The following is a 24,492-nucleotide window of genomic DNA, read 5'->3' as shown; positions in this document are numbered from 1 at the left end:
CCATCCCACTCCCGCACCGAGAGAGGCAGCAGCATGACGATGACCCCCGAGCAGGCCGAATGGTTCTCCGGCGTGTTCGAGCGGCTCGTGCAGAACATCGACCGGGTGCTGCTCGGGAAGACGCACGTCATCCGGCTCGCCCTCACCGCGATGTTCAGCGAGGGGCACCTGCTGCTCGAGGACTTCCCTGGCACGGGCAAGACCTCGCTCGCGCGCGCCATGGCGGAGAGCGTGCGCGGCACGACGAACCGGGTGCAGTTCACGCCCGACCTGCTGCCGGGCGACATCACCGGCGTGAACATCTACGACCAGCGCACGAATACGTTCGAGTTCCACCGCGGCCCGGTGTTCGCGAACATCGTACTGGCCGACGAGATCAACCGGGCGTCGCCGAAGACGCAGTCGGCGCTCTTGGAGGTGATGGAGGAGCAGCAGGTCACCGTGGACGGCGTCCGGCACTCGGTCGGCACCCCGTTCATGGTCATCGCCACGCAGAACCCGATCGAGCAGGCCGGGACGTACCGGCTGCCGGAGGCGCAGCTCGACCGCTTCCTGATGAAGGCCTCGATCGGCTACCCCGACCACGAGGCGACGCTGCGCATCCTGGAGGGCTCGGAGCGCCGGGCGCACGAGGTGATCGTGCCCGAGGTGATCTCGGCCGCGACCGTCGTGGAGATGGCGAGCATGGCCCGCGGGGTGCACGTCGACCCGACGATCAACGACTACGTCTCCCGGCTGGTGGATGCCAGCCGCACCGCCGACGAGATCCGGCTCGGCGTGAGCGTGCGCGGTGCGCTCGCGCTCGTGCGCGCCGCGAAGACCCTCGCCGCCTCCGCCGGCCGCTACTACGTCACCCCGGACGACGTGAAGGCGCTGGCAGAGCCGGTCCTCGCGCACCGTCTGGTGCTCGACCCGGAGGCGGAGTTCGAGGGGGTCACCACCTCCAGCGTCATCGGTCAGCTCCTCATCGAGGTCCCGCCGCCCAGCGATCGGGCCGCCGTGTGAGCACCACGATCGGCCGCACCCAGACCGAGCTCACCAATGCGCGGGCGCGGATCGTCGGCGAGCGGGAGGGGATGCTCGCCGACGCGATCGTCTGGGCGGTGCGCACCGGTTCCACCTTCGGCCGTGGCGTCGCGCGGGTCGCTGTGCGGGTGGGCGGCGTCGTCACCCCGCTCGGCTGGTCCGTCGGCCTGTTCGCCGTGCTCGCCCTCGTTGCCGGCTACGCCTTCGGCTGGACGGAGGCGGTGGTGTCGGGCTGGAGCGCGGTCGCGCTGCTGCTCATCGCCTCCCTCTACCTCGCCGGGCGCATCGGCTTCGACATCGGCCTCGCGCTCCCGACCAACCGCGTCGTCGTCGGTGACCGCGCCCCCGGCGAGGTCACTGTTCGGAACCCTGGCCGGCGGCGGCTCGCCGGCGCGCGCGTCGAGGTCCCGGTCGGCGCGGGCCTCGCCTCGTTCGCCTCGCCATCGCTCGCCGGCGGCGAGGAGCACTCCGACGTGTTCGTCGTGCCGACGAGCCGACGCGGGATCGTCCCGATCGGCCCGGTGCGCACCGTTCGCGCCGACCCGGTCGGGCTGCTGCGCCGGGAGCTGGTGTGGGCAGACTCGCTCGACCTCTTCGTCCATCCGCGCACCATCGCGATCCCGAGCATGAGCACCGGGTTCGTCCGCGACCTGGAGGGCGCGCCGACTCGCGACCTCACCGCGAGCGACGTCGCCTTCCACGCCCTGCGCGAGTACATGCCGGGGGATGAGCGGCGCAACATCCACTGGAAGAGCACCGCGAAGACCGGCAGCTACATGGTCCGCCAGTTCGAGGAGACCCGGCGCAGTCACCTGCTCGTCGCGCTCAGCCTCGCCTCGGCGGACTACGCGAGCGAGGAGGAGTTCGAGCTCGCCGTCAGCGCGACCGGGTCGCTCGGTGTGCGGGCGATGCTGGACTCGCGGACCGTGTCGGTCGTCGCGAGCGCCGCGACGCCGGAGTTCGCCAAGCGGATGGTGCTGGGCGTCCGGCGGCTGAGCACGGTCGGCCGCGGCCGGCTCCTCGACGACCTGTCCGGGGTCGAGGTCTCGGACTCGATGCTGCGGCTCCCCGAGCTCGCCCAGGTCGCCGCGGAGGACGCGGCCGGCATCTCCATCGCGTTCCTGATCTGCGGGTCGACCATGACGGCGGCGCAGCTGCGTGCGGCCGCCGCGCACTTCCCGCTCGGCGTGGACGTCGTCGCCATCGTCTGCGACGAGGGCGCGGTGCCGTCCATGCGGCGGGTGTCGGACCTCAGCGTGCTCACGATCGGCTACCTGGAGGACCTCCAGCGCAGCCTGGCGAAGCGGCTCGCGACATGATCGGCCGGCTCGCCTGGCGCAGCGCCGCCGTCGACACGGCGTTCGCGATCGCCGCGGTCGCCCTCGCCGGGTGGTCGTTCTGGCCCGTCTACCAGTCGGGTGAGTTCGTCACGCTGCTGGCGGTGACGCTCGTGCTCGGCGCCGCCGTCGCCGTGGCGGCCGCCGCCTTCCGCTGGCCCAGCATCGTCGTCGCCGGCCTCATCCTCGTGGTGTACCTCAGCGCGGGCGTGCAGCTGGCCGTGCCGGGACAGGCCGCCGCCGGCGGGATGCTCCCGAGCGGGCCCGGCCTTCTCCAGCTCGTGCAGGGCACATGGCTCAGCTGGAAGCAGCTCGTGACCATCTCCGTCCCTGTCGGCGGCTACCAGGCTCTGCTGGTGCCGCCGTTCATCCTGGTGCTCCTCGCGATCGTCGTGACGGTGTCGATCGCGCTCCGGTCGCGGGTACCAGAGTTCGCCGCCCTTCCACCCGTGCTGCTGCTGCTCGCCGGGATCGTGCTGGGACCCGCCGTGACCGCCGTCCCGCTGTGGCAGGTCCTCGGGCTGCTCGCGCTGCTGCTGGTCTGGCAGATCCGGCTGCGGCTTCGACGACGTTCCGCGGCGGTGCGCACGCTCCGCGAGCAGAGTGGATTGACCGTGGAGAGCCGGAGCGAGCGACGGACGACGGCCGCGCTCACGGCGACGGGCGCCGCGGTGATGCTCGCGGGGGCGGCCGTCGTCGGCATCGGAGCGTCGGTGCTGATCCCACCGGCGAGCGACCGTCAGGTGGTGCGGACCGCGGTCGAGCAGCCGTTCGACCCTCGCGCCTACCCGAGCCCCCTGAGCGGGTTCCGCTCCTACCTGCAGGCGCCGAAGGCGGACGACCCGATGCTGAGCGTCACCGGCCTGCCCGCGGACCGGCGGCTCCGCATCGCCACGCTCGACACGTACGACGGCGTCACATATTCGGTGGGCAGCGCCGCGGTCACCAGCGCGTCCGGTGCGTTCACGCGCGTGCCGTACCGTCTCGACCAGTCCGACGTCCGCGGCGCATCGGCGTCCATCATGGTCACGATCCGTGACTACCGCGGACCGTGGATCCCCGGCACCGGCCAGCTGGAGCAGTTGAGCTTCCTCGGCGCGGACGCCGACCGGCTCACGGGCGCGTTCTTCTACAACGACGTCACGGGCAGCGCCGCGGTGACGGCGTCGCTGCGCTCCGGGGACACCTACACCGCCGACTCGGTCGAGAAGCCGCTTCTGACGGCCGCGCAGATCGCCACGGTGCAGCCCGGCTCCGATGCGGTCCCACGGCCGACGGTGATCCCCGACGAGCTGCAGTCGACCCTGCAGAAGTACACGGCAGGGGTGAACGGGGCGGGCGCCAAGCTCTCCGCCGCGCTCAAGGGGATCGCGGCCGACGGCTACATCAGCCACGGGATCGGTCCGGACGAGCCCGCCAGCCGTTCCGGGCACGGCGCCGACCGGATCACCGAGCTGCTCACCGACATCCCCATGCTGGGAGACCAGGAGCAGTACGCCGTCACGGCCGCGCTCATGGCCAGGCAGCTCGGCTTCCCGGCGCGGGTGGTCGTCGGCTTCGTCGCCCCGCAGGACGCGACCGGTGTTGTCACCTTCACCGGCTCGGACATCTCGGCGTGGATCGAGGTGCAGACGACGAAAGGCTGGGTGACGGTCGACCCCACCCCGCCGGTGCGTCCCGTCCCTCCGAAGCAGCCGAATCAGCCGACCGAGATCTCGCGGCCGCAGACGAACGTGCAGCCGCCGGTGGACGACACCCCGCAGCAGAACCAGGAGCCGCCGCAGGCGCAGGTCGACACCACCAACCCGCAGCCGCCGAACCCGGTGCTCGAGACGCTACTGGGCGTCCTCGTCGCCGTCGGCTGGGCGCTCCTCGTGCTCGCCCTGCTCGCATCCCCGTTCCTCGCGGTCGTCGCGGCGAAGTGGAGGCGTCGCGCCCTGCGCCGGTCGGCGGGCACCTCGATCGAGCGGATCGTCGGCGGCTGGCGCGAGTTCGCGGACGCGGCCGTCGACCACGGGTTCGACCCGCCGCCCGCTGCCACCCGCCGGGAGTTCGCGGCGACCATCGGCGGCAACCGCGCCGCCGCGCTCGCCCGTGTCGCCGACCGGGCCGTGTTCAGCCCGCTGCCGCCGACGCCGGAGGAGGCGGATTCGGTGTGGAGGGCGGTCGACGAGCTCCGCGGACAGCTGGATAAGCGCGACACGCGCTGGAAGCGGCTGCGCGCGGCGGTCTCCCTGCGTTCTCTCGGATACCGTGGAGGGAGCGGAGAAAGGAAGAGCAAGCGATGACGTGCCGGGTGTGCGGGGCCGAGCTGGCCGAGGGGACGCTGTTCTGCGGCAAGTGCGGGAGTTCGGTCACGGCCTCCCGGGTGCGTCCGCCCGAGGTCGCCGACCCGCGGCCGTCCGACACCTCCATCGTCGACCGCCTGCCGAAGCCCGCGATCGCCGGGCGTTTCCCCGGCGCGGACGAGCTCGACGAGGACGGCCTGCCCGCCACCCAGGCGATGACGGTGATCCCGATCGAGACGGCACCGCCGAGCGCCCCGCGCCGGGTGTACACCCTCAGCTTCTCGACAGGGGAGAGCGTCGAGGTGCTCGGCAGCGGTCTCGTCGGCCGCCGCCCGATCACCCAACCGGGCGAGCACGTCGACCAGCTCGTCACCGTCTCCGACCCCGCGAGGAGCGTCTCCAAGACGCACCTCGAGTTCGGCCTGGAGGGCGACGACCTCTGGATCTGCGACCGCTACTCGGGCAACGGCACGGTCGCCCGTCCCCTCGGCGACGTCGCTCGCCAGTGCGAGGCCGGCCGGCGCTACCGCGTGACCCGCGGCACCCGCGTCGAGATCGGCGACCAGTGGTTCGACGTCAGCTGACGTCCCCCCTCCACGCGTCCTGAGCCGCCGGAACTCCGGACATCCGGAGCGACACACCGCCCCAAACACCGAAACTCCGGAGATCCCGCCGGGATGAGGCGAGTTCTCCGGAGTTCCGGATCGCGTGGGCGCCGCGTCAGGCCAGGGCGTCGGCCACGGCGACGGCCTCGAGACCGTGGGCCTCCGCGACACCCGCGTTCGTGACGGATCCCGCGTGCACGTTGAGGCCGAGCGCGAGCGACGCGTCGGCACGCAGCGCATCCTTCCAGCCGCGGTTGGCGATCGAGCGCGCGTAGGGGAGCGTCGCGTTCGTCAGCGCGTAGGTGGAGGTGTGCGGCACCGCACCGGGCATGTTCGCCACGCAGTAGAACAGCGACTGGTGCACCGTGAAGGTCGGGTCGGCGTGCGTCGTCGGGTGCGAGTCGGCGAAGCAGCCGCCCTGGTCCACCGCGATGTCGACGAGGACGCTGCCCGCCTTCATGCGGGAGACCAGCTCGTTGCTGACCAGCTTCGGCGCCTTCGCGCCCGGCACGAGCACCGACCCGATGACGAGGTCGGAGGCGACGACCGCCTTCTCGATCTCGAAGCTGTTGGACGCGATCGTCTTGATGCGGCCGGCGTAGAGCGCGTCGAGCTCGCGCAGGCGCTGGATGTTCGTGTCGAGCACCGTCACCTCCGCGCCGAGTCCGACGGCGACGGAGATCGCATTGGTGCCGGCGACGCCGCCGCCGAGCACGGTGACGACGGCCGGATGCGTGCCGGGGACGCCGGGGACCAGGAGGCCGGGGCCGCCGTTCGGCTTCAGCATGGTGTTCGCGCCGACGATCGGGGCGAGCCGCCCGGCGACCTCGCTCATCGGGGCGAGCAGCGGCAGCGCGCGGCTCGGCAGCTGCACGGTCTCGTACGCGATCGCGATGACGCCCGAGTCGATCAGCGCGCGCGTGAGCGCCTCGTCGGCGGCCAGGTGCAGATAGGTGAAGAGCACGAGACCGTCGCGGAAGTAGCCGTACTCGCTCTCGATCGGCTCCTTGACCTTCAGGATCAGGTCGCCCGCGGCCCAGGTGGCGGCGGCGTCCGGCAGGATGGTCGCACCCGCGCCCGCGTAGAGCTCATCCGGGATCGAGGAGCCGACGCCGGCGCCCGTCTCGACGAAGACCTCGTGTCCGGCGCCGACCAGGTCGTGCACTCCAGCCGGGGTGATGGCCACCCGGAATTCGTTGTTCTTGATCTCGCGGGGGATCGCGACCTTCATGGGGCTCCTCACACTTCGACGTGATGTTCGATCCCACCTTAGCGGGCTCGACGGAGGATTTCGATAGCGATCCGCAGATGATCATGCTGATTCCGTAAATTCCGTGTCGAACTAGCGTGGATATCGTCTGTTCGTCTCACGCGCGGTCGAGCGCAGCCTCTCCGGATGCGGTTTCGCCAGTGAAACCGGCCGCTCGGCACTGATTCCGTGACGATCATGTTTCGATATCGAGGTTTTGCGCTTTCATGCGTGCGTATGGCTACGGGTGTGTGCCAGTATCGACCCACCGCAGAGCACACTGGAGTGCCCGGCGGGACGTCGATTCGCATGACGCGTTCCATCCCGAAGGAGAACCGCAGTGAAGGCCAGACCCCTCCCCACCGACCCGATGATCCGCCAGCTGGTGCAGTCCGCTCGAGCGTCTCAGCTCACGCGGCGCGGACTGCTCGCCGGCGCAGGAGCGGGGGCGGCCGCCCTCGCACTCGCCGCCTGCTCGACCGGAGGAGCGTCGAGCAAGCCCACCGCGGCGAAGGACCAGTCGGCATCCGACAAGACGATGACCTGGGCCAACTGGCAGGCCTACCTCGACCAGGACGACAAGGGCAACTATCCGACGCTGCAGGCGTTCGAGAAGCAGTCGGGCATCACCGTCAAGTACGACGTCGCCGTCGATGACAACAACACCTACTACGCGAAGGTCAAGGACCAGCTCGCGCTCGGCAAGGACATCGGCGCCGACACCGTCTGTCTCACCGACTGGATGATCGCGCGCTGGATCCGGCTCGGCTACGTGCAGTCCTTCGACGAGTCGGCCATCCCGAACAAGAAGAACCTCGTCTCCAACCTCGTCGACGTGGACTTCGACAAGGGGAGGAAGAAGTCGCTGCCCTGGCAGAGCGGCTTCGCCGGCATCTGCTGGAACAAGGAGAAGCTGCCGAACGGCCTGAAGTCGATCGACGACCTCTGGAAACCCGACCTCAAGGGCAAGGTCGGCGTCCTCAGCGAGATGCGCGACACCATGGGCCTGCTCCTGCTGCAGCAGGGCGTCGACATCTCGAAGGACTTCAGCGACGCCGACTACGAGAAGGCGATCGAGACGCTCACCAAGCAGGTGAACGACGGGCAGATCCGCAACATCAAGGGCAACTCCTACCTCAACGACCTGAAGTCGGGCGACACCCTCGCCGCGATCTGCTGGTCGGGCGACATCACGCAGCTGAACGCCGAAGCGGGCGACAACTGGCAGTTCGCCATCCCGGAGGCCGGCGGCACACTGTGGAGCGACAACTTCGTCATCCCGATCGGCTCGCCCAGGAAGGCGAACGCCGAGAAGCTGATCGACTACTACTACCAGCCGGAGGTGGCCGCCGAGGTCGCCGCCTGGGTGAACTACATCACGCCGGTGCAGGGCGCGAAGGAGGCGGCGATCAAGATCGACCCCGCCCTCGCGGACAACCAGCTCATCTTCCCGAACGACGACACCCTCTCCCAGGTGAAGATCTTCCGCACGCTGACCAGCGCGGAGGAGCAGAAGTACCAGGCGTCGTTCCAGAAGGTCATCCTGGGGGCCTGATGCCGAAGGGAGTCTTCGCCGAGTCCGGCGCCGACCTGCAGCTGGTCGGTATCACCAAGCGCTTCCCGGGGTTCACCGCCATCGAGCGGCTGGACCTGACCATCCCCGCCGGCTCGTTCTTCGCCCTGCTCGGGCCGAGCGGGTGCGGCAAGACCACCACCCTGCGTCTGGTCGCCGGCCTGGAGGAGCCGACGGAGGGCTCCATCCTGATCGGCGGTCAGGACGTCACGAAGATGAAGCCGTTCCAGCGGCCCGTCAACACGGTGTTCCAGAGCTACGCGTTGTTTCCGCACATGACCATCCTGGAGAACGTTGCGTTCGGACTGCGCAGGCGCAGGATCGGCGACCCGGTCGTGAAGGCGCACGAGGCACTGCGGCTGGTGGAGCTCGACCACCTGGCCGCGCGCAGGCCGGCGCAGCTGTCGGGCGGCCAGCAGCAGCGCGTCGCGCTCGCCCGTGCCGTCGTCAACCGCCCGGCCCTGCTCCTGCTGGACGAGCCGCTCGGCGCGCTCGACCTGAAGCTGCGCCGCCAGATGCAACTGGAGCTGAAGGCCATCCAGACCGAGGTCGGCCTCACCTTCGTGCACGTCACGCACGACCAGGAGGAGGCGATGACGATGGCGGACACCGTGGCCGTCATGAACAAGGGCCGCATCGAACAGATGGGCGCCCCGGAGGTGCTGTACGAGCTGCCGTCCACGGTGTTCGTCGCCAACTTCCTCGGGCAGTCCAACCTGTTCGCAGGTCCCGTTGTGGAGACGGGGGAGACCATCGGCATCGACGTCGGCGGCCACCGGATCCGTGTCCCGCGCGCCCGCGCGCAGCGCAGCTCCGGACAGGTCACGGTCGGCGTGCGCCCCGAGAAGCTCAGCCTGCACGCGTCGGCCGAGTCCGTCCCCTCCGGCGCGAACGCGCTCGGGCCGGGCCGGGTCACCGACGTGTCCTTCAGCGGGGTGAGCACGCAGTACCTCGTCGACGTCCCCGGCATCGGGACTGTGATCGTGTTCGCCCAGAACATGACGAGCGGCCCGGTCGCCGCGCTCGGCGCGGAGGTCTGGGTGTCGTGGGACGCCGACCACACCTTCGTGCTCGCCGACGAGCCTCCCGCGGACGGCCGCTTCGTCGACGACACCGACACCAGGGCGGTCGCCGCCCAGGCGAAGGAGCGGATGCTCTCCGAGCTGGAGGAGGCGTAATGGCGATCGCCGCCTTCACGGGCGCGCCGCCGACGCAGGACCAGGAGCCCGCTGTCCGGAGGAAGAGCGGGATCGCGCTGGTCCTGCTGCTGCCGGGCGTGCTGTACCTGGTGCTGTTCTTCCTCACGCCCCTGATCTCGCTCATCATTACCTCGTTCCAGGCGCCGGTGCCGGACGGCGACATCGGCCAGTACCAGGCCGCGTTCCAGTGGAGCAACTACACGGATTCCATCGCCGAGTACTGGCCGCAGATCATCCGCTCGTTCGTGTACGCGCTCATCGCGACCGCGGCCGCGCTCGTGATCAGCTACCCGCTGGCGTACTTCATCGGTGTGAAGATGCGGGGCAGGGCGGTGCTGCAGAACCTGCTGATGACGCTGGTGATCGCGCCGTTCTTCATCAGCTTCCTGCTGCGGACCCTCGCCTGGAAGTCCATCCTGAGCGATGACGCCTGGATCGCCAGCACCCTCAAGGGACTGTCGATCCTGCCACCGGACGCGCACATCACCGGCACGCCGTTCTCGGTGATCTTCGGTCTGACCTACAACTTCATCCCGTTCATGACGCTGCCCCTCTACTCCACGCTGGAGCGGCTCGACATCCGGCTGCTGGAGGCGGGGCAGGACCTGTACGCGAACGCGTGGACGACGTTCCGCAAGGTGACGGTGCCGCTGTCGATGCCGGGCATCGTGTCCGGGACGCTGCTCACGTTCATCCCGGCGGCAGGCGACTACATCAACGCGTCGCAGGACTTCCTGGGCGCGGCGGACACCTCGATGATGGGCAACGTCATCGAGTCGAACTTCCTGGTGCTGCAGAACTACCCGGCGGCGGCGTCGATGTCGGTCATCCTGATGGCCGTCATCCTCGTCATCGTCGGCGTCTATGTGCGGCGGAGCGGGACGGAGGATCTGCTGTGAAGCGCTTCCGGTTCACGGGCCTCGGCCTCAAGGTCTACGCGTTCCTCGCTCTCGCGTTCCTGCTCATCCCGATCGTGTACACGTTCGTGTTCTCGTTCAACGCGGCGATCAAGAACAACATCGCCTGGCGCGGCTTCACGCTGCGCAACTGGACGAACGTGTGCGATGCGGTCGGGATCTGCGACGCGTTCATGGCGAGCATCATCATCGGCATCATCTCGACGGTGATCGCGACCGTCCTCGGCACGATGATCGCGATCGCGCTGATGCGCTACCGGTTCCGGTTCCGCTCACAGACGAGCCTGCTGCTGTTCCTGCCGATGGCGAGTCCCGAGGTCGTGCTCGGCGCGGGTCTGGCCGCGCAGTTCCTCAGCCTCGGCGTGAACAAGGGCTTCGGGACGATCATCATCGCGCACGTGATGTTCTGCATCAGCTTCGTGGTGGTGACGGTGAAGGCGCGCGTCGCGTCCCTCGACCCGGCGCTGGAGGAGGCGGGCCGCGACCTGTACGGGTCGCCGAACGCGGTGTTCTGGCGGATCACGTTCCCGCTGCTGCTGCCGGGCATCCTGTCGGCAGCGCTGCTGTCGTTCTCGCTGAGCTTCGACGACTTCATCATCACGAACTTCAACGCCGGGGCGGTGACCACGTTCCCGATGTACATCTACATCGCGGCGTCGCGCGGCATCCCCGCGCAGGCGAACGTGATCGCGTCCGCGGTGTTCATCCTGACGATCCTCGTGGTGCTGATATCGCAGCTCACCGCGGCCGCCCGCGCCAAGCGGCTGGCGCGGGCGACGCAGTAGGGATCAGGCGTACGAAGCGCGGATCTCGCCGACCGGCTCGCCACGGCCGAGCACGGCGAGGTCCAGCTTCGGCGCGACATCGGCGACGGCAGAGCGGTCGACAGCGCCGGCGTCCGCGAGCAGCGAGAGCGCGACGATGGTGGCGGCGCGCAGGCTGCCGTCCAGCATCTTGAGCGTCACGGTCGTGCCGTTCGGCGCCGCCATCACCATGACGCCCTCGGCGCCGCCCTTGGCGAAGACGCCGAGCTCGTCGATCACGACGGTGTTGGCCCGGCGCGGGCCGTCGATCGCCCAGCCGTCGGCGAGCACCGCGTTCTTCAGGATGGCGGCGTTGCGGAACAGCGCGAACGGCGACGCGTCGGACGCGGTCGCGATGCGCTGGATGCCGCGGGCCAGCGCGAGCAGCGACATGGCGTGCACCGGAGCGCCGCAGCCGTCGACGCCGGTCGCGACGACCTTCTCACCCGTCAGGCGCTCCACCGTGTCGCGGATGTGGTGCTGCAGCGGATGCTGCGGGTCCAGGTAGCTCTCCAGCGGCCAGCCGTTGACCCGGCAGGCGAGGAGCATGGCGGCGTGCTTGCCGGAGCAGTTCATGAAGACGGGCGCCTTCTGCGAGCCCGCGCGGATGACCTCGTCGCGCGCCGCAGAGTCCAGCGGCCAGTCAGCCGGGCAGCGCAGCGCATCCTCGCCGACCTGCGCCTGCGCGAGCAGCTTCCTGACCACCGAGAGGTGGGCCGGGGTGCCCGCGTGGCTCGCGGTGGCGAGCACCGCGCTCGCGCCCTCGAGCGTGACGCCGGCGCCCATGATCGCCACGGCCTGGAACGGCTTCATGGTCGAGCGCGGGAAGACCGGCGCCTCCGGCGCGCCGAGCGACCGGACGATCTCGCCGTCCTGGCCGAGCACCACGGCGGAGCCGACGTGGCGGGACTCGACGAAGCCGCTGCGCTCCACGACGGCGAGCTCGACCGCCTGCGCTCCGCTGAAGACCTGGGGCATTCCGGTGTCCCCGCTCACAGGGCGGCGAACGCGTCGTCGAGCACCGAGACGGCGTCGGCGATCAGCGCGTCGGACACGGCGAGGCTCGGCAGGAAGCGGAGCACGTTGCCGTAGGTGCCGGCGTTGAGGAACAGGATGCCCTGCTGGGCGGCGGCGGCGACGATCGCGTTCACCGCTTCGGGGTTCGGCTCCTTGGTGGTGGAGGCGGTGCCCGGCTTGACGAGCTCGATGGCGACCATCGCGCCGATGCCGCGCACGTCGCCGATGATGTCGTACTTCTCCTGCAGCTTCTCGAGCGCCGGCTTCAGCGCGTTCTCGATGCGGGCGCCCTCGGCGAGCAGGTCGTTCGCCTCGATCTCCTCGAACACCGCGACAGCGGCGGCGGCGGCGACCGGGTTGCCGCCGAAGGTGCCGCCGAGGCCGCCGGGCTGGGCGGAGTCCATGATCTCGGCGCGACCGGTGACGGCCGCGAGCGGCAGGCCGCCCGCGATGCCCTTGGCGCTCAGCACCATGTCGGGCACGAGGCCGAAGTGCTCGCTGGCGTAGTAGGCGCCGGTGCGGGCCATCCCCGACTGGATCTCGTCGGCGATGAAGACGACGCCGTTGGCCGTGCACCACTCCTGGAGCGCGGCGAGGTAGCCCTCGGCGGGGACGATGAAGCCGCCCTCGCCCTGGATGGGCTCGGCGACGAGGCAGGCCAGGTCGGTCGCGCCGATGACCTTCTCGAGGTAGGCGATGGTGCGGGCCGCCGCCTCCTGGCCGGTGAGGCCGTCGCGGTAGGGGTAGGAGTTCGGGGCGTGGTAGACGTCCCCGGCGAACGGGCCGAAGCCGGTCGCGTAGGGCATCGCCTTGTAGTTCATCGCCATCGTGAGGTTCGTCCGGCCGTGGTAGGCGTGGTCGAGCACGGCGACGGCGCGGCGGCCGGTGTGCTTGCGGGCGATCTTGACACCGTTCTCGACGGCCTCGGCGCCGGAGTTGACGAGCACGGTCTTCTTGGCGTGGTCGCCGGGGGTGTGCTCGGCGAGCAGCTCGGCGACGCGGACGTACTCCTCGTACGGCGTGATGGTGAAGAGCGTGTGAATGACGTCCTGCAGCTGGTCCGCGGCGGCCGCGACGACCGCGGTCTCGGTGTGGCCGATCGTGGTGACGCCGATGCCGGCGCCGAAGTCGACGAACTGGTTGCCGTCGACGTCCACGAGGATGGCGCCGTTGGCGCGGGCGATGTACACGGGCAGTGCGGAGGAGACACCCGTCGGCACGACCGCGAGGCGGCGCTGGTGCAGCTCCTGCGACTTGGGCCCGGGGACGGCGGTGACGATGCGGCGTTCTTGCGCCACGGTGAAGACGGGCGCGCTCAGGGTCTCAGTCATGATGAGTCGAGCTTATCCCGGGTGGCAGAATCGGACCATGAAGCTCGAGCACCGATACGCCGTCGACCTCCAGTGGACGGGGAACCGCGGCACCGGCACCAGCGGGTACAAGGACTATGGACGCGACCACACGGTGAGCGCCGAGGGCAAGCATCCGGTCGAGGGCTCCGCGGACCGCACGTTCTTCGGCGACAGGGACCGCTGGAACCCGGAGGAGCTGCTGCTGGCAGCGCTGGCGCAGTGCCACATGCTCAGCTACCTGGCCGAGGCAGCGCGCGCAGGCGTCGTGGTCGTCGGCTACACGGATGCCGCGACCGGCGTGATGGAGCAGACCTCGAACGGAGGCGGCCACTTCACGGGCGTGACCCTCCGCCCCCGGGTGACCATCGCCGACCCCGCGCAGGCGGAGCTGGCGATGTCCCTGCACCACCCGGCGGCGGAGAAGTGCTTCATCGCCGCGAGCGTGAACTTCCCGGTCGGTCACGAGCCGGAGCTGCTCACGCTGGTCTGAGTCGTGGGCGTCCGGGGTCAGGCGCAGCCGAGCCGCGGAGCGGCCGCGGGGGCCGGTGCCGGCGCGACGGTCTGAGCCGGCTCGGCGCTGGCCCAGCGGTGGATGGCGGCCACCCAGCGCTCGTCGCGCGTGAGCGGACGGGGCTGGGCGATGCCGGAGTCGCGCTGTGCGCGCTCGAGCGCCGAGACCTGCTCACGCTCGGAGAGGTCGTGCGATGCGATGGACCAGAGAACCAGGGGATGCATGTTGATAACCACCTATCTGCGTTGACTGGTTATAGGTTACCGTAACCGGCTAATGAGATACAATGGTTACATGCGTACGAATGCTCCCGAGCTTGGCGCCGACTTCCTGGTCGCGTTCCTGAACACCCTCGACGTGGAGGACGGCACCGACCGGCTCGCCGACGACGCCGGCTTCGCCGCGTGGGCGGGGGAGCACGGCGTGCAGCCGGGAGACCGCGCCGAGACCCTGGGCGTCCGCGAAGCCCTGCGCGCGATCGTCGACGGCGAGGAGGCCTCGCTTCCGCCGGTCGGGCTCACCACCTCGTGCGGCGAGCACGCGGTGGAGCTGCGTGCACGGACGGCGGCGGAGGCGGCGGTCGCCAGCTCGGTGGTGCTGAGCATCCAGGGCAAGCTGCGCCGCGTGAAGCTGTGCGGGGGAGAGGACTGCCGCTGGGCGTTCTACGACGAGTCCCGCAACGGCTCCCGGCAGTGGTGCAGCATGGAGATCTGCGGCAACCGGCAGAAGGCGCGCACCTACCGCGCCAAGCGCGAGGGCTGAACCGTCTCCGGACGCCATCGCGCGTCAGCAGGCATGCTGACATGTGCGCCAAATCTCGGTACCCACCGCGACACATGCCGACATTTGGCACAGATGTGGTCGAGCGGAGGTGCCCGCGTCGGCCGCTAGAGGCGCTCGGGACGCAAGGCGCGCTTGACGCGCTCCACCGTGCTCGCCGGCGGCGATTCGTTGTAGGCGTTGGCGAGCTCCTGGCCGGTGAGGTCGTGGATCGCCGCCATGATCTCGTCCGTCGCCTGGCGCCGGGCGCGTCCGGACTCCGCCGGGCCGTAGTGCGAGACGTCGATGGGCTTCCCGAACGCGACGGTCACCCGGCGCACCCGCGGGAACGCAGCGCCGACGGGCTGCATCTCGGCCGTGCCGATCAGGCCCACCGGCACCACCTTGGCGCCGGTCGTGAGTGCGAGCCAGCCGATCCCCGTCCTGCCCTTGTAGAGACGGCCGTCGAGCGAGCGCGTCCCCTCGGGGTAGATGGCGAACGCGGCTCCGGTGTCGATGATCCTGCGCGACTGCTCCAGCGCCTCCTGGGCGGCCTGGCCGGCCCCGCGGCGGACGCCGACGGCGCCGATCGCGGTGAAGAACGCGCGGGACACCCAGCCGCGGAAGCCGGTTCCCTCGAAGTAGTGCGACTTCGCGAGGAACTGCACGCGCCGCGGCGAGGTCATCGGGATGAGGACCGAGTCGATGAACGAGAGGTGGTTGCTGGCCAGGATGATCTTGCCGTGGCGGGGGACGTTCTTGGTGCCGAGCACGCGCGGGCGGTAGACGAGCTTGGCGAGCGGCGCGACGATCCACCGCCCGACGAAGTAGAGCACGCCGGGGCGGGGGATGGCGTCGGGTTCGGCGTCGAGCCCGTCGTCGGGGTGGTTCTGGGTCACGTGACGAGCGTAATCGCGTCCGTATGCCGTGCGGGGAATGCGCCGATCAGGGGGCGAACGGGTTCATCGGCGGGCAGGGGATGCCGTTCGTGTAGACGAGGCAGGGCGGGATGAGGCCCGAGTAGCGCACCGCGAGCGGGTCGCCGAACCAGCGGTCGTAGAGGCGGGAGAAGTTCAGGTTGCCATAGGTGGAGCAGTCGCCCGCCGGACCGGAGGGATGCGCGAGCGTCTGCGCGTCCGGCTGGTACGGCGTGTAGTTGTAGAGGTTCGCCGTCGCCTGGTTCGCGATCGTGACCGTGCCGGCGCCGCACGTGGCATCCGGGTGGTACTGGATGCTGTTGCGGCCGATGCGGTACCGCCAGTCGCCGGGATGGACGGTGTACTCCCGGAACTGCCACGCCGCCCGGTACACCTGGTTGAAGAAGCCGAAGTAGCGCTTGTCGCACTCCGCGGTGTCCGGGCAGGCGTAACCCGTCGCCTTCTGATAGCCGGAGGGACTCGGCGCGGTGAGCAGCGACTGCTCCTTCTGCAGCAGCACCAGCAGTACGCGCGGGCTGATCGTGCAGGCCGCCGCGACCCGGGCGATGATGCTGCTCGCGCGCTCGCGGTCGCGGCCGGCGATGGCGTCGCAGCGCTCGGCGGAGGCCGGGGTGTCCGGCGTGTCCATCCGGAAGTCGGCGAGGCACGGGCTCCCGCCCTTCGGCCGGCACGTTCGGTCCTCGAGGAAACGCTGGATCTGAGCGGCGGTCATCGCGTCCGGATTGAAGAAGCTGTCGTCGCTGATGATCCGGCCCGGATCGAATGCGCCGTCGGAGGACACGCGCTGCGACGAGACCGCGGGAGCCGCGTCGGCCGCCGCTCCCGGCGTCACGGCCGGCGTCACGCCCGCGAGCGTCGCCGCCGCCACGAGCGTGGCGGCGGCGACGGAGAGCGCACGCCGCACGGTGCCCAGCACGAAGCAGACCTCAGCCGAGGCGGCCGAGGGCTTCCTCGATGACGGTCGCGGCGTCGTCGATCAGCTCCTCGCTGATCACGACCGAGGGAAGCAGGCGCAGGACGCTGTCCCAGCTGCCGGCGTCGAGCGGGATGACGCCGTTGGCGGTGGCATGCGCGAGCACGGCCTTCAGCGCCTCCGGGTTCGGCTGCTTCGTGCCGGGCACGACGAGCTCGATGCCGAACATCGCGCCCTTGCCGCGCACCTCGCCGACGACGGCGAACCGGTCGGCCCAGTCGCCGATCCGGGCCCACAGCGCCCTTTCGACGCGCTGCGCCTCCGCGAGCAGGTCCTCTTGCTCGAACACGTCGAAGACGGCGAGAGCCGCCGCTGTCGAGACCGGGTTGCCGCCGAACGTGCCGCCGATGCCGCCGGGCTGCACGGCGTCCATGATCTCGGCGCGGCCGGTCACCGCGGCGAGCGGGAAGCCTCCCGCGATGCCCTTGGCGCTCGTGACCAGGTCCGGCACGACGCCGTGGTGCTCGATCGAGTACCAGGTGCCGGTGCGGCCGATGCCGGCCTGGATCTCGTCGGCGACGAACACGATCCCGTTCTCGGCGCAGAACTCGGAGAGCCGCGCGAAGTAGCCGGGGGCGGGGATGATGATGCCGCCGTCGCCCTGGATGGGCTCGACGAACAGCGCGGCCAGCTCGGTGGCGCCGATGTGGGTGCGGATGTAGTCGATGGTCCGCTCGGCGGCCTCCTCGCCGGTCATCCCCTCCGGGTCGCGGAAGGGGTAGCTGATCGGCACGCTGTAGATCTCACCGGGGAACGGGCCCATCCCTGCGCGCTCCGGCCAGGGGCGGTAGGTCATCGCCATGGTGAGGTTCGTGCGGCCGTGGAAGGCGTGGTCGAGCGTCGCGATGGCGCGGCGCCCGGTGTACTTGCGGGCGATCTTCACCGCGTTCTCGACAGCCTCGGCCCCGGAGTTCACAAGGATGCTGTGCTTCTCGAAGTCGCCGGGCGTGATCTCCGCGAGCTTCTCGGCGACGCGCACGTAGTTCTCGTACGGCGTGACCGTGAACAGGGTGTGCGTGAGCTTCGAGGCCTGCTCGGCGGCTGCGGTGGCCACCGCGGGGTGCGCGTGACCGATCGTGGTCACGCCGATGCCGCAGCCGAGGTCGATCAGCCGGTTGCCGTCGACGTCGACCAGGATCGCGCCGGACCCGGACTCCATGTAGATGTTCGCGAGCGTTCCCGCGCCGCGGCTGACCGAGGCGACGCGGCGCTGCTGCAGTTCGACCGAGCGCGGACCGGGGAGCTCGGTGACGAGATGGCGTGACTGAGGGACGGAGAATTCGCGGGTCATGGCCTCCATCGTATGCGGCGCGTTCAGCCGAATCCTGTGCCGCTGTCAGGCGAGCCGCAGGCGGATGCGGCAGACTTGTCCACCGTGCGCAGATCCCTCTCCCTCACCACAGCCCTGATCGTCTCCGGACTGGCCGTCGCGTCCCTGGCGGCGTGCAGCTCGTCGTCGCCGTCGGCGAGCTCGACCGCGACCTCGACGCCCGCCTCCGCCTCGTGCCAGAACACCAAGGCGGGCAGCGTCTCGGATTCGGTGAAGGTGACCGGCGCCTTCCACGAGACTCCGACGATCACGTTCGCCACCCCGCTGAAGGTGAAGGACGTCCAGCGCACCGTCCTGATCAAGGGCGACGGCGAGAAGGTGAAGGCGGGTGAGACCGTCGGACTCGCCCTCGCCGCGTACAACGGGACGACCGGCAAGGCGATCGCTGCCGACGAGGGCTTCGGCAAGCAGGCCGCCGTCTCGGCGCCGCTCGACGACAAGAAGTTCCTGCCCGGCTTCGTCCGCGCGGCGGAGTGCCTGTCCGTCGGGTCGCGTGCGGTCGTCACCGCGACGGCCGAGCAGGCGTTCGGCACCGCGTACTCTCAGCTCAACCTGAAGAAGGACGACCCGGTCGTGCTTCTGACGGACATCGTCAACATCCCGCCGAAGCTGCCCACCAAGGCGAACGGGACGCCCGTCGCACCCACCGCGGGATTCCCGACGGTGAAGCTGAGCACGTCCGGCGAGCCCACGATCACCATCCCGAAGGCGGACCCGCCGAAGGAGACCCGGATCGCTCAGCTCAAGAAGGGCTCCGGCGAGACGGTGCTCCCCGGCGACACCGTGACGGTCCAGTACAAGGGCGTGCTGTGGCGGAACGGTCAGATGTTCGACTCGAGCTGGAGTCGCGGCGAGACCGCGTCGTTCCAGACCACGCAGGTCGTCAAGGGATTCGGTAAGGCATTGGAGGGACAGCCCGTCGGCTCCCAGGTGATCGCGATCATCCCGCCGGCGGACGGCTACGGCGCCGCAGGCCAGGGCGAGATCAAGGGAACAGACACCATGGTCTTCGTGATCGACATCCTGGGGACGACCCGCTGATGTCCGTCCGCCGCGTCGTCATCCTCGGCTCCACCGGTTCCATCGGCACCCAGGCGCTGGATGTCGTCGCGGCGAACCCGGACCGGTTCCGGGTCGTCGGCCTCAGCGCCGGACGCAACGGCGAGCTGATGGCCGAGCAGGCCGAGCGCTTCGGCGTCGCGGACACCGCGCTCGGCGCGGAGGACTCCGAGCGGCTGGTGCGCTCGATCGAGGCGGACGTCGTCCTGAACGGCATCACCGGCTCTGTCGGCCTCGGGCCGACCCTTGCCGCCCTGGAGACCGGGGCGAGCCTGGCGCTGGCGAACAAGGAGTCGCTGATCGTCGGCGGCGAGCTGGTGAAGCGGGCCGCGGCGCCCGGCCAGATCGTCCCGGTCGACTCCGAGCATTCGGCGCTCGCCCAGGCGCTCCGTTCGGGATCCGCGTCCGAGGTCCGCAGGCTCGTGCTGACCGCCTCCGGCGGCCCGTTCCGCGGGCGGACCCGCGACTCGCTGCGGGAGGTGACACCGTCCGAGGCGCTCGCGCATCCCACCTGGGACATGGGCCTCGTCGTCACCACCAACTCCTCGACCCTGGTCAACAAGGGGCTCGAGGTGATCGAGGCGCACCTGCTCTTCGACGTGCCGTACGAGCGGATCGACGTCACGGTGCACCCGCAGTCGGTCATCCACTCGATGGTCGAGTTCGTCGACGGATCGACCATCGCCCAGGCGTCGCCGCCGGACATGCGGCTGCCGATCTCGCTCGGCCTCGGGTGGCCAGACCGCGTGCCCGGTGTCGGCGTCCCGCTGGACTGGACGACCTCGCACACCTGGACGTTCGAGCCGCTCGACGACGAGGCGTTCCCCTCCGTGGCGCTCGCCAAGCGCGTCGGGGCCGCCGGGTCCACCTATCCCGCGGTGTTCAACGCCGCCAACGAGCAGGCCGTCACCGCGTTCCACGCCGGCGCCATCGGCTACCTGGACATCGTCGACACGGTGGAGCGCGTCGTCGACGCCCACGAACCGGCCGCCGAGCTCACCCGCGAATCGCTGGCGGAGGCCGAGCGCTGGGCGCGTGCCGCCGCCGACGCGGCGATCGCCGCCGACGGCGCTCGACGCGCCTAGAGGTGGCGTGACCTCTTAGCCCGCACCCACCCCGTTGGCGGCTGGTTCCAAGCCTGCCGCGACTAGCCTGTACCCGTGGATTCCGTGCTGCTGTTCATCCTGGGCGTCGTTATCATCCTGATCGGCCTCGCCCTGTCGATCGCGCTGCACGAGATCGGCCACCTGGTTCCCGCGAAGCTGTTCGGCGTCAAGGTGACCCAGTACATGATCGGATTCGGGAAGACGCTGTTCTCGTTCCGCCGCGGCGAGACCCAGTACGGCGTCAAGGCCATCCCGCTCGGCGGCTACATCTCGATGATCGGGATGTTCCCGCCCGGCAAGGACGGCAGGGCCGGCCGCAACTCCACCACCGGCTTCATGCAGGCGATGGTGCAGGACGCCCGCACCGCGAGCGCGGAGACGGTGGCGGTGGGCGAGGAGGATCGCACCTTCTACCGGCTGCCGGTCTGGAAGCGCATCGTCATCATGTTCGGCGGACCGTTCATGAACCTGGTGATCGGCATCGTGCTGTTCGGCGTGCTGCTGATGGGATTCGGGACGCCGCAGAGCTCCACGACCATCGGCTCGGTGAGCCAGTGCGTGCTGCCGGCGACGAGCGCGACGACCACCAAGACCTGCACCTCCGCCGACCCCGCGGGCCCCGCGGCCGCGGCCGGCCTGAAGCCGGGCGACACGCTGGTGAGCATCGACGGCACGAAGATCACGTCGTGGGCGCAGTCCACCGCGATCATCCGCGAGTCCGCCGGACGGACGCTCTCGGTCGTCGTGGAGCGGGACGGCGTCGAGCGGACGGTCGCCCTCACCCCCAAGACCAACCAGGTCGCGAAGACCGATGCGGCGGGAAAGATCGTGACCAACCCGGACGGCAGCACCGCCGTCCTCACCGTCGGCTTCGTCGGTATCGGCGCCATGCCGGAGCTGGTGCCCCAGCCGATCACGGCGGTGCTGCCCGCCGTCGGCGAGCAGACCGGCGCGGTGGTGAACGTCTTCCTCCATCTGCCGCAGCGGATGGTCGATGTCTGGAACGCGGCGTTCGGGTCCGGCGAGCGCGACCCGAACGGGCCGGTCAGCGTGGTCGGGATCGGGCGCGCGGCGGGGGAGCTGACCGCGCTGGACGGCGTCCCGCTGATCGACAAGATCTACACGATGCTCGGGATGCTCGCCTCGCTGAACATCGCGCTGTTCGTCTTCAACCTCGTGCCCCTGCTGCCGCTGGACGGCGGCCACATCGCCGGCGCCCTCTGGGAGGGCTTCCGCCGCACGATGGCGAAGCTGTTCAAGCGCCGCGACCCCGGACCGGTCGACATGGCCAAGCTGATGCCGCTCACGTTCGCCGTGGTGATCGTCCTCGGCGGGATGAGCGTCCTGCTGATGTACGCGGACATCGTCAAGCCGATCAATCTGTTCGGCTGACCGCGCTCACGAGCAACGCCCAGCCGGCTCCCACCGGCGCGCGTAGGATTGTCGGGTGGCAGCAATCAATCTGGGGATGCCCAAGGTCCCCGAGACTCTTAGCCCCCGTCGTAAGTCCCGTCAGATCCGCGTCGGCAAGGTCCTGGTCGGCGGCGACGCCCCCGTCAGCGTCCAGTCGATGACCACGACGCCGACGACGAACATCAACGCGACCCTGCAGCAGATCGCCGAGCTCACCGCCTCCGGTTGCGACATCGTTCGCGTCGCCGTGCCGAGCCGCGACGACGCCGAGGCGCTGCCCATCATCGCGAAGAAGAGCCAGATCCCGGTCATCGCCGACATCCACTTCCAGCCCAATTACGTCTACGCGGCGATCGACGCCGGCTGCGCCGGTGTGCGCGTCAACCCGGGCAACATCCGCAAGTTCGACGACCAGGTCGGCAAGATCGCGGCCTACGCCAAGGCGGCCGGTGTCTCGCTGCGCATCGGCGTCAACGCGGGGTCGCTCGAGCCGAGCCTGCTGCAGAAGTACGGCAAGCCCACCGCGGAGGCGCTCGTCGAGAGCGCCGTGTGGGAGGCGAGCCTGTTCGAGGAGCACGACTTCCACGACTTCAAGATCTCGGTCAAGCACAACGACCCGATCGTCATGGTGAAGGCCTACCGCCAGCTCGCCGAGCGCGGCGACTGGCCCCTCCACCTCGGCGTCACCGAGGCAGGTCCCGAGTTCCAGGGCACCATCAAGTCGGCGACCGCGTTCGGCATCCTGCTGGCGGAGGGCATCGGCGACACCATCCGCGTCTCGCTGTCGGCTCCTCCCGCGCAGGAGGTCAAGGTCGGCCTGCAGATCCTGCAGTCGCTGAACCTGCGCGAGCGCAAGCTGGAGATCGTCTCGTGCCCGAGCTGCGGTCGCGCCCAGGTGGACGTGTACTCGCTCGCGAACAACGTCACGGAGGGCCTGCAGGGGATGAGCGTCCCGCTGCGCGTCGCGGTCATGGGCTGCGTCGTCAACGGTCCGGGCGAGGCGCGCGAGGCGGATCTCGGCGTCGCGAGCGGCAACGGCAAGGGCCAGATCTTCGTCAAGGGCGAGGTCATCAAGACCGTCCCCGAGGCCGAGATCGTACAGACCCTCATCGCCGAGGCGAACCGCATCGCCGCCGAGATGGAGGACGCCCCCTCGGGCGAGCCGACCGTCACCGTCGGCCACTGACGCGGGTAGCGGGAGGCGCGCGACAGCACCGATAACATGGGACGGTGCCTACTCGCCTGACCAACTATTTCCTCCGTACTCTTCGTGAAGATCCCTCGGACGCCGAGGTCGCCAGCCACAAGCTGCTGATCCGCGCCGGCTACATCCGACCGCAGGCAGCCGGCATCTTCGCGTGGCTGCCGCTGGGGTTGCGGGTGAAGGCGAAGATCGAGGCGATCATCCGCGAGGAGATGGCCGCCGCCGGCGCGCACGAGGTGCACTTCCCGGCGCTGATGCCGCGCGAGGCCTACGAGGCCACCGGCCGCTGGGAGGAGTACGGGGACCTGCTCTTCCGCCTCCAGGATCGGAAGGGCGGCGACTACCTGCTCGCCCCCACCCACGAGGAGGCGTTCACGCTGCTCGTGAAGGATCTGTACTCCTCGTACAAGGACCTGCCGCTGGCGATCTACCAGATCCAGGACAAGTACCGCGACGAGGCCCGGCCGCGCGCCGGGCTGCTGCGCGGCCGCGAGTTCACGATGAAGGACGCGTACTCGTTCGACGCGACCGACGCCGGGCTCGACGCGAGCTACCAGGCGCAGCGCGACGCCTACGAGCGCATCTTCACACGGCTCGGCCTCGAGTACGTCATCGTCCAGGCGGACGCCGGTGCGATGGGCGGCTCCCGCAGCGAGGAGTTCCTGCACCCGACCCCGGTCGGCGAGGACACCTTCGTGCGCTCGGCCGGCGGCTACGCCGCGAACGTCGAGGCGTTCACCACGGAGGCGCCTCCCGCCCGCTCCTACGAGAAGCTGACGCCGCAGGAGGTGCTCGACACCCCGAACACCCCGACGATCCAGACGCTCGTCGACGTGGCCAACGAGAAGCACCCGCGGCCGGACGGCCGGGCGTGGACGGCCGCGGACACGCTGAAGAACGTTGTGCTCGCCCTGACCCACCTGGACGGCACGCGCGAGCTGGTCGTCGTCGGCCTTCCCGGCGACCGTGAGGTCGACATGAAGCGCGCCGAGGTGGCGTTCGCGCCCGCCGAGGTCGAGGCGGCGACCGACGAGGACTTCGCCAAGAACCCCGGTCTGGTCAAGGGCTACATCGGCCCCTGGTCCGCCGACGGACCTGTGCTCGGCGAGGAGGCCGCCACCGGCATCCGGTTCGTCGTCGACCCCCGCGTGAGCGACGGCTCGGGTTGGATCACCGGTGCCAACGTCCACGGCAAGCACGTCTTCGGCCTGGTCGCGGGGCGCGACTTCGGCTGGGACGGAGTGGTCGAGGTCGCCGAGGTCAAGGCGGGCGACCCCGCGCCGGACGGCTCCGGCCCTGTCGAGCTCGCCCGCGGAATGGAGATCGGCCACGTCTTCCAGCTCGGCCGCAAGTACGCGGAGGCGCTGGGCCTGAAGGTCCTCGACGAGAACGGCAAGCTCGTCACCGTCACCATGGGCTCGTACGGCATCGGCGTCACGCGCATCCTGGCGATCATCGCCGAGGAGAACAACGACGAGAAGGGCCTCGCCTGGCCGGAGACCGTCGCGCCGTTCGACGTGCACGTCGTGGCCGCCGGCCGCGACCAGGTCGCGTTCGACGTCGCCGAGCGCGCCGCCCTCGACCTCGAGGCCGCCGGCCTCGATGTCCTCTACGACGACCGCCCGAAGGTCTCTCCCGGCGTCAAGTTCGGTGACGCCGAACTGCTCGGCGTTCCGCGCATCCTCGTCGTCGGCCGCGGCGCAGCGGACGGCGAGGTGGAGCTCTGGAACCGCCGGACGGGCGACCGCAGGACGCTGCCCCTCATCGAGGCGATCGCCGAGCTCACGGCCTGATCGCGGCGGCGCGACGCACCCGCCGACACCGGCGCCTGTT

At 70.1% G+C, this 24,492-nt stretch carries 22 protein-coding genes; 15 read left to right on the top strand and 7 right to left on the bottom strand.

Features of this window, described 5'->3' with window-relative positions; all coding sequences use genetic code 11:
- Positions 1 to 33: 33 nt before the first annotated feature.
- From AAME72_RS17500 to AAME72_RS17485, 4 genes are read left to right on the top strand one after another with little or no spacing between them, the layout of a single operon-like run.
- Positions 34 to 1,005: a MoxR family ATPase gene (locus tag AAME72_RS17500; protein ID WP_348787809.1), complete on the top strand. Its 972-nt coding sequence runs from the start codon at positions 34 to 36 to the stop codon at positions 1,003 to 1,005.
- Positions 1,002 to 2,345, top strand: coding sequence for a DUF58 domain-containing protein (locus AAME72_RS17495; RefSeq protein WP_348787808.1), 1,344 nt, complete (start codon positions 1,002 to 1,004; stop codon positions 2,343 to 2,345). Before AAME72_RS17500 ends, AAME72_RS17495 begins: the two co-directional genes overlap by 4 nt.
- Entirely contained in the window at positions 2,342 to 4,651 is a 2,310-nt protein-coding gene (locus tag AAME72_RS17490) for a transglutaminaseTgpA domain-containing protein (protein ID WP_348787807.1), read from the top strand. Before AAME72_RS17495 ends, AAME72_RS17490 begins: the two co-directional genes overlap by 4 nt.
- Complete coding sequence (locus AAME72_RS17485; protein WP_348787806.1) at positions 4,648 to 5,235, top strand: zinc-ribbon domain-containing protein; 588 nt, start codon at positions 4,648 to 4,650, stop codon at positions 5,233 to 5,235. Before AAME72_RS17490 ends, AAME72_RS17485 begins: the two co-directional genes overlap by 4 nt.
- A 136-nt stretch (positions 5,236 to 5,371) precedes the next feature.
- Here AAME72_RS17485 and ald read toward each other — a convergent pair whose 3' ends face one another.
- On the bottom strand, positions 5,372 to 6,487 hold the full coding sequence (gene ald / locus AAME72_RS17480) for an alanine dehydrogenase (protein WP_348787805.1): 1,116 nt from the start codon (positions 6,485 to 6,487) through the stop codon (positions 5,372 to 5,374).
- Between the two features lie 358 nt (positions 6,488 to 6,845).
- Here ald and AAME72_RS17475 point away from each other — a divergent pair, with 358 nt between their 5' ends.
- From AAME72_RS17475 to AAME72_RS17460, 4 genes are read left to right on the top strand one after another with little or no spacing between them, the layout of a single operon-like run.
- The gene (locus AAME72_RS17475) at positions 6,846 to 8,060 is read left to right on the top strand and encodes a spermidine/putrescine ABC transporter substrate-binding protein (RefSeq protein WP_348787804.1); all 1,215 of its coding nucleotides are present in this window, start codon (positions 6,846 to 6,848) and stop codon (positions 8,058 to 8,060) included.
- Positions 8,060 to 9,256, top strand: a complete 1,197-nt coding sequence (locus AAME72_RS17470; protein WP_348787803.1) for an ABC transporter ATP-binding protein — start codon at positions 8,060 to 8,062, stop codon at positions 9,254 to 9,256. Before AAME72_RS17475 ends, AAME72_RS17470 begins: the two co-directional genes overlap by 1 nt.
- Complete coding sequence (locus tag AAME72_RS17465) at positions 9,256 to 10,176, top strand: ABC transporter permease (protein ID WP_348787802.1); 921 nt, start codon at positions 9,256 to 9,258, stop codon at positions 10,174 to 10,176. Before AAME72_RS17470 ends, AAME72_RS17465 begins: the two co-directional genes overlap by 1 nt.
- Positions 10,173 to 10,979, top strand: a complete 807-nt coding sequence (locus AAME72_RS17460) for an ABC transporter permease (protein WP_348787801.1) — start codon at positions 10,173 to 10,175, stop codon at positions 10,977 to 10,979. Before AAME72_RS17465 ends, AAME72_RS17460 begins: the two co-directional genes overlap by 4 nt.
- A gap of 3 nt (positions 10,980 to 10,982) precedes the next feature.
- On the opposite strand, the gene AAME72_RS17455 is transcribed toward AAME72_RS17460, so the two are convergent.
- Together AAME72_RS17455 and gabT are read right to left on the bottom strand one after the other, a co-directional pair.
- Positions 10,983 to 11,975: an asparaginase gene (locus tag AAME72_RS17455; RefSeq protein WP_348787800.1), complete on the bottom strand. Its 993-nt coding sequence runs from the start codon at positions 11,973 to 11,975 to the stop codon at positions 10,983 to 10,985.
- Positions 11,976 to 11,989: 14 nt separating this feature from the next.
- Positions 11,990 to 13,345, bottom strand: coding sequence for a 4-aminobutyrate--2-oxoglutarate transaminase (gabT, locus tag AAME72_RS17450; protein WP_348787799.1), 1,356 nt, complete (start codon positions 13,343 to 13,345; stop codon positions 11,990 to 11,992).
- A gap of 37 nt (positions 13,346 to 13,382) precedes the next feature.
- Here gabT and AAME72_RS17445 point away from each other — a divergent pair, with 37 nt between their 5' ends.
- Positions 13,383 to 13,856, top strand: coding sequence for an OsmC family protein (locus tag AAME72_RS17445; protein ID WP_348787798.1), 474 nt, complete (start codon positions 13,383 to 13,385; stop codon positions 13,854 to 13,856).
- Between the two features lie 17 nt (positions 13,857 to 13,873).
- Here AAME72_RS17445 and AAME72_RS17440 read toward each other — a convergent pair whose 3' ends face one another.
- A complete protein-coding gene (locus tag AAME72_RS17440; RefSeq protein ID WP_348787797.1) occupies positions 13,874 to 14,101 on the bottom strand; it encodes a hypothetical protein in 228 nt (75 codons plus the stop codon).
- A gap of 70 nt (positions 14,102 to 14,171) precedes the next feature.
- Here AAME72_RS17440 and AAME72_RS17435 point away from each other — a divergent pair, with 70 nt between their 5' ends.
- Positions 14,172 to 14,639 carry a CGNR zinc finger domain-containing protein gene (locus AAME72_RS17435; RefSeq protein WP_348787796.1) on the top strand — a complete coding sequence of 156 codons (468 nt, stop codon included), beginning with the start codon at positions 14,172 to 14,174 and terminating at the stop codon, positions 14,637 to 14,639.
- Between the two features lie 125 nt (positions 14,640 to 14,764).
- On the opposite strand, the gene AAME72_RS17430 is transcribed toward AAME72_RS17435, so the two are convergent.
- From AAME72_RS17430 to AAME72_RS17420, 3 genes are read right to left on the bottom strand one after another with little or no spacing between them, the layout of a single operon-like run.
- On the bottom strand, positions 14,765 to 15,535 hold the full coding sequence (locus tag AAME72_RS17430) for a lysophospholipid acyltransferase family protein (protein ID WP_348787795.1): 771 nt from the start codon (positions 15,533 to 15,535) through the stop codon (positions 14,765 to 14,767).
- A gap of 46 nt (positions 15,536 to 15,581) precedes the next feature.
- Positions 15,582 to 16,490: a hypothetical protein gene (locus AAME72_RS17425; RefSeq protein ID WP_348787794.1), complete on the bottom strand. Its 909-nt coding sequence runs from the start codon at positions 16,488 to 16,490 to the stop codon at positions 15,582 to 15,584.
- A 10-nt stretch (positions 16,491 to 16,500) separates the two neighbouring features.
- Positions 16,501 to 17,847 carry an aminotransferase class III-fold pyridoxal phosphate-dependent enzyme gene (locus AAME72_RS17420; RefSeq protein WP_348787793.1) on the bottom strand — a complete coding sequence of 449 codons (1,347 nt, stop codon included), beginning with the start codon at positions 17,845 to 17,847 and terminating at the stop codon, positions 16,501 to 16,503.
- Between the two features lie 75 nt (positions 17,848 to 17,922).
- On the opposite strand from AAME72_RS17420, the gene AAME72_RS17415 reads away from it, so the two are divergent.
- The 5 genes from AAME72_RS17415 (at position 17,923) to AAME72_RS17395 (ending at position 24,452) form a co-directional block, all read left to right on the top strand.
- A complete protein-coding gene (locus tag AAME72_RS17415; RefSeq protein WP_348787792.1) occupies positions 17,923 to 18,918 on the top strand; it encodes an FKBP-type peptidyl-prolyl cis-trans isomerase in 996 nt (331 codons plus the stop codon).
- The gene (locus tag AAME72_RS17410; protein WP_348787791.1) at positions 18,918 to 20,021 is read left to right on the top strand and encodes a 1-deoxy-D-xylulose-5-phosphate reductoisomerase; all 1,104 of its coding nucleotides are present in this window, start codon (positions 18,918 to 18,920) and stop codon (positions 20,019 to 20,021) included. The genes AAME72_RS17415 and AAME72_RS17410 overlap by 1 nt, the downstream gene beginning before the upstream one ends.
- Before the next feature lie 75 nt (positions 20,022 to 20,096).
- On the top strand, positions 20,097 to 21,434 hold the full coding sequence (locus tag AAME72_RS17405) for a site-2 protease family protein (protein WP_348787790.1): 1,338 nt from the start codon (positions 20,097 to 20,099) through the stop codon (positions 21,432 to 21,434).
- Between the two features lie 55 nt (positions 21,435 to 21,489).
- Complete coding sequence (gene ispG, locus AAME72_RS17400) at positions 21,490 to 22,641, top strand: flavodoxin-dependent (E)-4-hydroxy-3-methylbut-2-enyl-diphosphate synthase (protein ID WP_348787789.1); 1,152 nt, start codon at positions 21,490 to 21,492, stop codon at positions 22,639 to 22,641.
- A gap of 44 nt (positions 22,642 to 22,685) precedes the next feature.
- Positions 22,686 to 24,452 (top strand): proline--tRNA ligase, encoded by a 1,767-nt coding sequence (locus AAME72_RS17395; protein WP_348787788.1) that lies wholly within the window; start codon positions 22,686 to 22,688, stop codon positions 24,450 to 24,452.
- The last annotated feature ends 40 nt before the right edge of the window (positions 24,453 to 24,492 follow it).

This window comes from Leifsonia sp. NPDC080035 (assembly GCF_040050925.1).
In the GTDB taxonomy this organism is placed as follows: domain Bacteria; phylum Actinomycetota; class Actinomycetes; order Actinomycetales; family Microbacteriaceae; genus Leifsonia.
Note: the sequence above shows the minus strand (reverse complement) of the source record. Positions and strands in the feature narration are given on the sequence as shown.